10 protein-coding genes are annotated in these 8867 nt (G+C 72.1%); 7 read left to right on the forward strand and 3 right to left on the reverse strand.

Translation table 11 applies throughout. The features are described 5' to 3' along the window. Window positions 1-41: 41 nt before the first annotated feature. Window positions 42-611 (reverse strand): DoxX family protein, encoded by a 570-nt coding sequence (locus ACFRQN_RS10860; protein ID WP_049651490.1) that lies wholly within the window; start codon window positions 609-611, stop codon window positions 42-44. 211 nt (window positions 612-822) lie between these two features. Between ACFRQN_RS10860 and ACFRQN_RS10865 the strand changes: the two genes are divergently transcribed. Together ACFRQN_RS10865 and ACFRQN_RS10870 are read left to right on the forward strand one after the other, a co-directional pair. Next, window positions 823-1419 carry a TIGR03086 family metal-binding protein gene (locus tag ACFRQN_RS10865; protein ID WP_380739788.1) on the forward strand — a complete coding sequence of 199 codons (597 nt, stop codon included), beginning with the start codon at window positions 823-825 and terminating at the stop codon, window positions 1417-1419. Window positions 1420-1546: 127 nt separating this feature from the next. Continuing rightward, the gene (locus ACFRQN_RS10870) at window positions 1547-2005 is read left to right on the forward strand and encodes a hemerythrin domain-containing protein (RefSeq protein WP_380739790.1); all 459 of its coding nucleotides are present in this window, start codon (window positions 1547-1549) and stop codon (window positions 2003-2005) included. Between the two features lie 71 nt (window positions 2006-2076). Here the strand turns inward: ACFRQN_RS10870 and ACFRQN_RS10875 are convergent, their stop codons facing one another. Both ACFRQN_RS10875 and ACFRQN_RS10880 read right to left on the reverse strand, forming a co-directional pair. Beyond that, window positions 2077-2865 carry a VOC family protein gene (locus ACFRQN_RS10875; RefSeq protein WP_049651487.1) on the reverse strand — a complete coding sequence of 263 codons (789 nt, stop codon included), beginning with the start codon at window positions 2863-2865 and terminating at the stop codon, window positions 2077-2079. A 122-nt stretch (window positions 2866-2987) separates the two neighbouring features. Next, window positions 2988-3569 carry a Uma2 family endonuclease gene (locus ACFRQN_RS10880; protein WP_380739792.1) on the reverse strand — a complete coding sequence of 194 codons (582 nt, stop codon included), beginning with the start codon at window positions 3567-3569 and terminating at the stop codon, window positions 2988-2990. A gap of 219 nt (window positions 3570-3788) precedes the next feature. On the opposite strand from ACFRQN_RS10880, the gene ACFRQN_RS10885 reads away from it, so the two are divergent. The 5 genes from ACFRQN_RS10885 (at window position 3789) to ACFRQN_RS10905 (ending at window position 8861) form a co-directional block, all read left to right on the forward strand. Beyond that, on the forward strand, window positions 3789-4466 hold the full coding sequence (locus tag ACFRQN_RS10885) for a TetR/AcrR family transcriptional regulator (RefSeq protein WP_049651485.1): 678 nt from the start codon (window positions 3789-3791) through the stop codon (window positions 4464-4466). A gap of 182 nt (window positions 4467-4648) precedes the next feature. Then, the gene (locus ACFRQN_RS10890) at window positions 4649-6181 is read left to right on the forward strand and encodes an MFS transporter (protein ID WP_049651484.1); all 1533 of its coding nucleotides are present in this window, start codon (window positions 4649-4651) and stop codon (window positions 6179-6181) included. A 599-nt stretch (window positions 6182-6780) separates the two neighbouring features. Further along, on the forward strand, window positions 6781-7695 hold the full coding sequence (locus tag ACFRQN_RS10895) for a LysR family transcriptional regulator (protein ID WP_049651483.1): 915 nt from the start codon (window positions 6781-6783) through the stop codon (window positions 7693-7695). Window positions 7696-7769: 74 nt separating this feature from the next. Beyond that, window positions 7770-8606, forward strand: a complete 837-nt coding sequence (locus ACFRQN_RS10900; RefSeq protein ID WP_380739798.1) for an ACP S-malonyltransferase — start codon at window positions 7770-7772, stop codon at window positions 8604-8606. A 3-nt stretch (window positions 8607-8609) separates the two neighbouring features. After that, window positions 8610-8861 carry an acyl carrier protein gene (locus ACFRQN_RS10905; protein WP_049651481.1) on the forward strand — a complete coding sequence of 84 codons (252 nt, stop codon included), beginning with the start codon at window positions 8610-8612 and terminating at the stop codon, window positions 8859-8861. Window positions 8862-8867 lie beyond the last annotated feature (6 nt).

Here is an 8867-nt window from a genome sequence, read left to right on the forward strand (position 1 = left end):
GGGCCCGCGGATCGGTGGAACCGACTACCGCCGGATTCCGGCTACTTGCGGAGCAGCAGGATCACGCCCGCCGTCACCAGGCCGACCACGACGGCGGCCGCGCCGTACGCCAGGCGGTGCGCCCGCAGCACCGGCAGGAAGCGGTCCACGGCGTAGCGGCCGGGGCCGGTCAGGGCGAGCGCGGCGGCACCGGCGGTCAGCAGCAGCTCGTACTCGCTGCCCTTCGGGGCGAAGAAGCCGCCGCCCCAGGTGACGGCTATCGCGTTGACCATCGTGCCGACGATCGCGGCGCCCGCCAGCGGGGTCAGCAGGCCGACGGCGAGGGCGAGTCCGCCCAGCGTCTCGGTGAGGCCGGCCACCACGGCCATGGCGTTGCCGGCCGGGTAGCCGCTCATGGTGAAGAACTGACCGGTGCCGTCGATCCCGCCGCCGCCGAACCAGCCGAACAGCTTCTGGCTGCCGTGCGCGGCCATGGTCAGGCCGAGGGCCAGGCGCAGGAGCAGGAGTCCGGCGTCATAGGCGTGCGGGGAGGTCGTCGCGGACCCGGCGGTGTCCCGGGTCGGGCTGACGGTGGTGGTGGCGGCGGTCGTGCTCGGGCTGCTGCTCGGCATGCGCGTCTCCATCGATCGGGGTTCGGTCGTCGTCCGGCGCGGCCGGACACGGTCAAGGGTTGTGGTGGTGCGGCAGGCAGGGATCGTCACCCGGCGCCATTGTTCAAATTTGAACCGCCGCTTCACCGACCGTACCCCGAAGTTCGAATTTGAACAACTGACGGGCCGTCGGCGACTCGCGGGCCCCGCCCCGGCCGGAGAGGGTGGAGACATGGCCCACCACAGACAGCACCGACGGGAGACCCGGACCGGCACCCCGTACCCCGAGGCGCTGGACGCCTTCGGCGAGCGCGTCCGACTGATCACTCCCGAACAGTGGGACTCCCCCACCCCGTGCAGCGACTGGTCCGTCCGCGACCTCGTCAACCACCTCACCGGCGAACAGCTCTGGGTGCCCGAGCTGCTGATGGGCGCCACCGTCGGCGAGGTCGGCGAGCGCTTCGACGGCGACGTGCTCGGCGACGACCCGGTCACCGCCTGGACCGACGCCGCCGCGGCCGCCCGGGAGGCCTGGGCCGTCCCCGGCGCCACCGAGCTGACCGTCCACCTCTCCTTCGGGGACACCTCGGGGCAGTACTACCTGGACCAGCTCACCACCGACCTGGTGATCCACTCCTGGGACCTCGCCGAGGGCATCGGACGGCACACCCGGCTCCCCGACGGGCTCGTCGGGTTCGCGCTCGGCGAGTTCGCCGGGTACGGGGACCTCTCCGGCAGCGGGCTCTTCGGCCCGCCGCTGCCGGTGCCCGAGGACGCCGACCCGCAGACCCGGCTGCTCGCCCTCACCGGGCGGCGGGACGGGGGGTGAGCGGGACCCACGGAGGGTGAGCGGGCTCGACGGGGGGGGTGAGCGGCGCGTGCCTCCGGCCGGGCGGCCCGGCGCCGGATACTGGAAGACAGCGGGGGAAGTCTTCCGTGCGAGAGGCGGGCGGGCCATGAGCCGCAGGCCTGACATCCTCGGCGAGTTCACCGCCGACCACCGGGCGGTCAGCGAACTGCTCGACCGGATCGAGGCCGCACCGGCCGGCGACCCCGGACGCGGCGAGCTGGTGGCCCGGCTGACCGACCTCCTCTTCACCCACTGCGCCGCCGAGGAGGAACACCTCTTCCCGGTGGTCCAGCACGACGTGCCCGACGGCGGGGCCCTGGTCTTCCGCAGCATCCACGACCACCTGGCGATCGGGCAGTACCTCGCCGACCTCCAGGGGCTCGGACCGGCCGAACCGGCCTTCGACACCCTGCTGCGCGGCCTCGCCGAAACCCTGCGGCGGCACCTGCGCGGGGAGGAGGAGCAGCTGTTCCCGGCCGCCCGCAAGGCCCTGCCCGCGGCCGCCCGCACCGCGCTGGGCGACCGGCTGCGGGCGGAGCGGGCCGAACTGGACGCCCCGAACTGATCAGCGCTCCCGCCGGCCCGGGCCTCCGGGCCCGCTCATTCCTTCAGGCCGGATCATTCCTCCGGGCCGGATCAATGCTTCGGGCTGATCACCGCGAACCGGGCGCCCTCGCGGTCCCGAAGCCGGGCCACCCGCCCGTACGGGGAGTCGAAGGCCGGCCCGAGCGCCCCGCCGCCCAGCTCCGCGGCCCGGGCCACCGCCCGGTCCGTGTCCGGGACGGCGAAGGACACCTCCCAGTGCGGCGGCATCCCGGCCGGGCCGCCGGCCTGCTCCTTGGCCAGCGCCGCGACACTGTGCCCCTCGGCGCGCAGCACCACCCGGTCGTGCTCCCAGCGGACGTCGAAGCGCTCCGGGTCGCGGCCGTCCCAGCGGAACACCTCACCGTAGAACAGCGCCGCCGCGAACGGGTCCGGGGTGCGCAGCTCGATCCAGACCGGCGCCCCGGGCAGGTCCAGCTTCCGGGCCCGGCCCAGCGGGCCCTCCCAGATGCCGAACACCGCGCCCGCCGGGTCCGCCGCGAAGGCCACCCGTCCGGCGTCGAAGGCCAGCGGGCCGACCGCCAGAGTCGCACCGCGCTCCCGCACCGCGTCGGCGGCGGCGTCGGCGCTCTCCGTCCCGAAGTAACTGGTCCACGCGAGCGGAACCGCCCCGACACCGGCGACGCCCAGCCCGGCCACCGCCTCCCCGCCGGTCACCGCGTGCACGTACGGGCCGAAGCGGTCCGGCCCGGGCTCGAACTCCCAGCCGAGCAGCGGGCCGTAGAACGTCTTCGCGTCCTCCAGATCCGGGGCCATCAGGCTCACCCAGCACGGCACGGCCGCCACACAGCGCACCCGGGCGACCGTCTCACCGCTGCCCATCGCGAACCTCCTCCGCCCACCCGGCCGCCGGGCCCCTCCCGACTCCCACGGCCCACCGGCCGCCCGGGACGCCCACAGCCTAGGGCGCCACCCTCACCGCCCCGGGGAAGCCATGCCCGGGATCAGCGCACCCAGTTCTTGAGGGGCTCGGTGTCCAGGGAGATGCCCACCGGGTCGGGGAGGCGGACGGCCTTGCCGAACGGCAGGGTGTGGACAGTCTCGTAGCGGACGCCGTCGGGCTGACTGTGGACGATGATCTCCGCGGAGTCCCGGTCGATCAGCAGGTAGACGGGGATGCCGGCCTCGGCATAGGCGCGGGGCTTCTCGACCCGGTCGCGACGGTCGGTGTCGGAGTCGTAGGAAGTGACCTCCGCAACCATCAGGACCTCGCTGGTCGGCGCCCAGTCTCCGTACCCCACGAAGGCGTCGGCATCCGCGAGTGTGCCGTCGGGACGGGCGCGCCCGTCCCGGTAGCCCTCAAGCCTCAACCCTTGGTCATGAAGGAAGAGCTCCGGCCGAGCCTGGATGCAGATCCGAAGGAGCCACTGGACGATGCGGCCGTGGTCGCCGTCTGGCACGGGCTTGATCCCCAACTTCCCGTTGATGAACTCCAGCCGGATGCCTTCGACGGTTCGGCCCAGATGCCGGGCGAACTCCTCGAACTGCTCGGGCAGCATCTGCGGGCGCTCGGAGATCGCAGTCACGGGCCTTCCTCCTTCGCCTGGACACCCTCCGGGTCAACGAGGTCCCCGGCGAGTGGTTACGGGCCGTCCTGGCTTGACGATAGCCGAGCCCGCCAACCCCCTCGCCATGTGATGCAGGTCACATGGCGAGGGGAAATTCCGGGGACGGATTCCCCGTTTCCGAGTACGTTGGAAGAAGCGGGGAGATTTTCCCCGGTATCCTGATGAGGAGCAGTCGTCGTGACCACCACCGCCGAGTCGGTCCGTCCCGCGGGGAGCGCACGTACGCCGAAGTTGCGTGCGGACGCGAGCCGGAACCGGGAGCGGATCGTGCTGGCGGCCCGGGAGGCGTTCGTCGAGTACGGTGCGGACGCGCCGCTGGACGAGATCGCGAAGCGGGCGGGGGTCGGCAATGCCACGCTGTACCGGAACTTCCCGGACCGGGTGGCGCTGATCCGCGAGGTGGCGGTGCTCGTCAAGAACCGCATCCTGGCCCTCGCCGAGACGGCGACGGCGGAGGCGGACGCCCCTGACGGCAGTGGGCCGTTCGACGCCCTCCAGCGGTTCGCGCACGCGTCCGTCGGGGAGAAGGTCGGCGGTCTGTGCACCCTGTTCAGCAACCATGTCGACCTGTACGACCCGGAGTTGACCGAGATCCGGGAGCGCCTGCAGGCCGCCGTGGGCGGGCTGATGGAGCGCGCCCGGGCCGCGGGCGAGCTGCGGTCGGACGTCGACCACGGTGACCTGTTCATCGCGATGAGCCAGCTGACCCGGCCACTGCCGAACACCGCCTGCCGACTGCTCGACGACTTCGTCCACCGGCACCTGCAGATCTTCCTGGACGGCCTGCGCGCACCGGCTCCTTCGGTGCTGCCCGGCCGGGCCGCGACCTTCGAGGACTTCCAGCCCCAGAACTGACCGACCCACCAGTACCGACCCCCTGCCAGTAGGGGCCCGACCAGTACCAGCCGTCCGGGCGCGCGCCGCCGTGCCCCGGCGCGCCCTGCCACCGCACCCTCCCGGTGCGGCGACCCGCCGTGCCCGCCGCACGGCACCCGACCGTTCACGCACACCACACGCACCGTGAAGTGAGTACCCCCATGTCTCGAACCGACGCCGCCCGACCGGCGACGCTGCCCGATCCCCGGCGCTGGAAGGCGCTGATATTCATCGGCCTCGCCCAGCTGATGGTCGTCCTCGACGCGACCATCGTGAACATCGCCCTGCCGTCCGCACAGCGGGACCTGGGCATCTCCGACGGCAACCGCCAGTGGGTGATCACCGCCTACGCGCTGGCCTTCGGCGGGCTGCTGCTGTTCGGCGGCCGGATCGCGGACCTCTGGGGCCGCAAGCGGACCTTCATCGTCGGCCTGACCGGCTTCGCCCTGGCCTCCGCGCTCGGCGGTGCCGCGGCCAACACCGCGATGCTGCTGGGCGCCCGCGCACTCCAGGGCGTGTTCGGCGCGCTGCTCGCGCCGGCCGCGCTGTCGCTGCTCGCGGTGACCTTCACCGAGGCCAAGGAGCGCGCCAAGGCCTTCGGCATCTACGGTGCGATCGCCGGTGGCGGTGGCGCCATCGGTCTGATCCTCGGCGGCCTGCTCACCGAGTACATGAACTGGCGCTGGACCTTCTTCGTCAACATCCCGTTCGCCATCGTGGCCGCCGTCGGCGCCGTGATGGTGATCCGCGAGCCCGCCGAGGGCCGCAACCGCAACCGGCTGGACGTCCCCGGCGTTCTGCTGGTGACCACCGGCCTGGTCTCGCTGGTCTACGGCTTCACCCGCGCCGAGTCGGACGGCTGGTCGTCCGGCACCACCATCGGCCTGTTCGTCGCGGCCGCCGTGCTGCTGGCCGCCTTCGTGCTGGTGGAGCTCCGGGTCAAGGCCCCGCTGCTGCCGCTGCGCGTGGTGCTCGACCGCAACCGCGGCGGGGTGTACCTGTCGCTGGGCATGGCCGTGATCGGCATGTTCGGCCTGTTCCTCTTCCTGACCTACTACCTGCAGATCGTGCTCGGCTACAGCCCGGTGCTGACCGGCGTGGCCTTCCTGCCGATGGTGGCGGGCATGATCACCGGCTCGACCCAGATCGGCGCCCGGCTGATGACCCGGGTCCCGGCCCGCTACCTGATGGCGCCCGGCTTCCTGGTCGCCTCGGCCGGCATGTTCCTGCTGACCCACATCAGCCTGGACACCTCCTACCCGGCGCTGATCCTGCCGGGCCTGGTCCTGATGGGCCTCGGCATGGGCACCGCGTTCATGCCGGCCATGAGCCTCGCCACGCACGGCGTCCAGCCGCGCGACGCGGGTGTGGCCTCGGCGATGGTCAACACCTCGCAGCAGGTCGGCGGCGCCATCGGCACCGCGCTGCTGAACACCATCGCGGCCAGCGCGACCACCGGCTGGCTGGCCTCGCACGCCACCGCCGCGGCCGCCGCCTCGCCGGAGGCCGCCAAGGTGCTGCAGTTCCAGGGCATGGTGCACGGCTTCTCGACCGCGATCTGGGTGTCCTTCGGGATCCTGGTGGCGGCCGGCGTGGTCGCCTTCACCTTCATCAACGCCGGCCGGCCGGGTGCCTCGACGGGCTCGGACGCGGGCTCGGCGGCCGAGAACGACGTGCCGGTGCTGGTGCACTGACGCGCAGGGGTTGCTCGGGTGCGTACGCGGCCCGTCCGGTGTCCTCCAGGACACCGGGCGGGCCGCTCGCCGTTTCCGCCCGGGACACCCCGGGACGATCCGACCCCGGACGGTCCCGGACGGTCCGGCCTCGGACGCCCCCGTACGGTCCGGCCCGCGGAATCCGGCCCACCGGATACGCCCGCGAGTTCCTCACATCCCGGCCCCAGGGCGACCTTGTTCCACGGTCAACCTGTCGCCTAAGGTGAGCGAAGCGCTTCGTTCCGTGTGCACCCTTGAACCTTCCTGCACACTCCTGGCCACGACCCTCCGGCCTGCGCTTTTTACTTTCTTGACACGCGCATGACACACAGTGTTTCGCGATACCCGCTCGACAGTGTTCTCCTCGCTCCCGAAGCCAGAGAAGAGCCCCGCCATGTCGCCATCGCACACGTACGACCGGTACCGCCTGCCACGGTTCCACTGTCCCGGCGCCGGAACCGCGCCGCGTACGCCCAGACGATCGCCCCGGAACGCGCACCGGACCTGAAGCGGCCGGAACGCGCGCGAACGGCGCCCACACGATCCGACCGACCGAGAAATCACTCCGGACGTGAAGAATGACCGACCGCCTGGACTTCAGCCTCACGCAGTTGCGCTATTTCGTGGAATCGGCCGAACTCGGAAACATCTCGGAAGCGGCCGAGAAGCTCAGAGCCTCGCAATCGACCGTCTCCTCGGCCATCATGCGGCTGGAACGCCAACTCGGCGTGCAGCTGCTGCTGCGCCACCACGCCCGCGGGGTCACCCTCACCCCGAACGGGCGGGACCTGCTCCTCGGCGCCCGCGCGCTGCTGGGACAGGCCAGGAGCCTCCAGGAGCAGGGGGACGCGCTGGCCGGCGGCATCGAAGGCCGGCTCGGCGTCGGGTTCCTCACCCCGGTCGCCCCGTTCCTGCTCCCCCAGACCCACCGGATCACCGCGGAACGCCACGCGGGCCTGCGGCTGACCACCCGGGAGGAACCGGCCGACCGGCTGCTGGCCCTGCTCCGGGACGGGCAGTGCGAACTGGCCGTCACCTACGACTTCCTGAGCGGCGGCTCCCGGTTCGTCCCGCTGGCCGAGCTGCCCATGCGGGCGCTCGTCGCGGACGACGACCCGTGCGGCCGGGCCGACCCCGTCCGCCTGGCCGAGCTCGCCGAGCGGCCGTTCGTCGCCCTCGACGACCCGCCGCTGCTGCTCCACTTCGAGAAGTTCTTCGCCGACGTCGGCGTCCCGCTGCCACCGGTGGTCACCGCCACCGGGCCGGAGACCGTCCGCGGCCTGGTGGCCGCCGGGTGCGGGTTCGCCCTCGTCCACCAGCGCGCCCACCGGGCCACGACGCTGGACGGCGGCCGGATCCGCTCGGTCGAACTCGCCGGGGACGCGCCGACCGCGTCGCTCGGCGTGGCCGCCGCCCCCGGCCTCGCCCTCGACCGGCGCGGCCGCGCGGTCCTGAACGTGCTCAGGTCGGTCGTCCCGACCTGCCGTCTGTGAGACCGGGCGCGCGCCCCCTTCTCGCCACACCCCCTCATCCCCGCGACACCCGTCGGAGGAATGCCGTGTTCGCCATGCTCTTCGCCGGCCAGGGCAGCCAGCACAAGGGAATGGGCGCCGAGGTCCTCGAACGCTACCCAGGACTGGTCGGATTCGCCTCCGACCTGCTGGGGTACGACCTCGCCACCCTGTGCACCAAGGACCCGGACGGCCTGCTCGGCCGGACCGAGTACACCCAGCCGGCGATCTTCGTCGTCAACGCCCTGCACGGTTTCGAGCGCACCCACCGGGAGGACCGCCCGGCGGACGTCTACCTGGGGCACAGCCTCGGCGAGTACAACGCCCTGCTGGCCGCCGGGGTATTCGACTTCGAGACCGGGCTCCGGCTGGTCGCCAAGCGCGGCGAGCTCATGGCCGCGGCTTCCGACGGGGGCATGGCCGCCGTCCTGGACACCCCCGAGGAACGGCTGCTGGAGCTCCTCGCCGACCACGGGGTCGACGGCGTCGACATCGCCGGCCTGAACACCCCGTCACAACTCGTCATCGCGGCCACTCCCCCGGTGCTGGCCGCCGCGGTCGAATGCCTGGAGGAGAACGGGATCCGGGTCGCCCGCCTCAGGGTGAGCGCGCCCTTCCACTCCCGCTACATGGAGCCCGCCCGCGTGCGCTTCGCGGAATTCCTCACCGGCTTCGCATTCGCCGCACCCCGCACCCCGGTCGTCTCCAATGTCACCGCCCGGCCGCACCGGCCGGAGGAGACCGCCCGGCTGCTGGCCGAACAGCTCGTCGCCCCGGTGCGCTGGACCGACTGCGTACGAAGTCTCCTCGACCGGGACGACGACGTGGAGTTCACCGAGATCGGGGGCACCTCCCTCACCCGCATGGTCGACAAAATCACGTCTGGAGCCTGAACGATGGAATCGACGACGGACACGATCCGGACGTACCTGGAGGAGCGCTTCCTCTTCGAGTTCGACGATGAGACCACCCCGGACACCGACCTGTTCAAGGCCGGGGTCATCGACTCCTTCGGCTACGTCAGGATGATGCGCTTCCTGGAGTCCGAGTTCTCGCTGGCCCTCGACGGCGACGAGATCCTCATGAACGTCCTCGTATCGCTCAACGCGATCGATGAATTCGTCCAGAAGAAGCTCGCCGGGGAATAGGGGGAC

The sequence above is a fragment of the Kitasatospora sp. NPDC056800 genome (assembly GCF_042789775.1).
In the GTDB taxonomy this organism is placed as follows: Bacteria; Actinomycetota; Actinomycetes; order Streptomycetales; family Streptomycetaceae; genus Kitasatospora.

What these genes read in the sequence shown, in the direction of transcription:
- ACFRQN_RS10905 (WP_049651481.1), top strand. Translation starts at nt 8,610, where the DNA reads ATGGAATCGACGACGGACACGATCCGGACGTACCTGGAGGAGCGCTTC.
- ACFRQN_RS10875 (WP_049651487.1), bottom strand. Translation starts at nt 2,865, where the DNA reads ATGGGCAGCGGTGAGACGGTCGCCCGGGTGCGCTGTGTGGCGGCCGTG.
- ACFRQN_RS10900 (WP_380739798.1), top strand. Translation starts at nt 7,770, where the DNA reads ATGCTCTTCGCCGGCCAGGGCAGCCAGCACAAGGGAATGGGCGCCGAG.
- ACFRQN_RS10860 (WP_049651490.1), bottom strand. Translation starts at nt 611, where the DNA reads ATGCCGAGCAGCAGCCCGAGCACGACCGCCGCCACCACCACCGTCAGC.
- ACFRQN_RS10890 (WP_049651484.1), top strand. Translation starts at nt 4,649, where the DNA reads ATGTCTCGAACCGACGCCGCCCGACCGGCGACGCTGCCCGATCCCCGG.
- ACFRQN_RS10895 (WP_049651483.1), top strand. Translation starts at nt 6,781, where the DNA reads ATGACCGACCGCCTGGACTTCAGCCTCACGCAGTTGCGCTATTTCGTG.
- ACFRQN_RS10865 (WP_380739788.1), top strand. Translation starts at nt 823, where the DNA reads ATGGCCCACCACAGACAGCACCGACGGGAGACCCGGACCGGCACCCCG.
- ACFRQN_RS10870 (WP_380739790.1), top strand. Translation starts at nt 1,547, where the DNA reads ATGAGCCGCAGGCCTGACATCCTCGGCGAGTTCACCGCCGACCACCGG.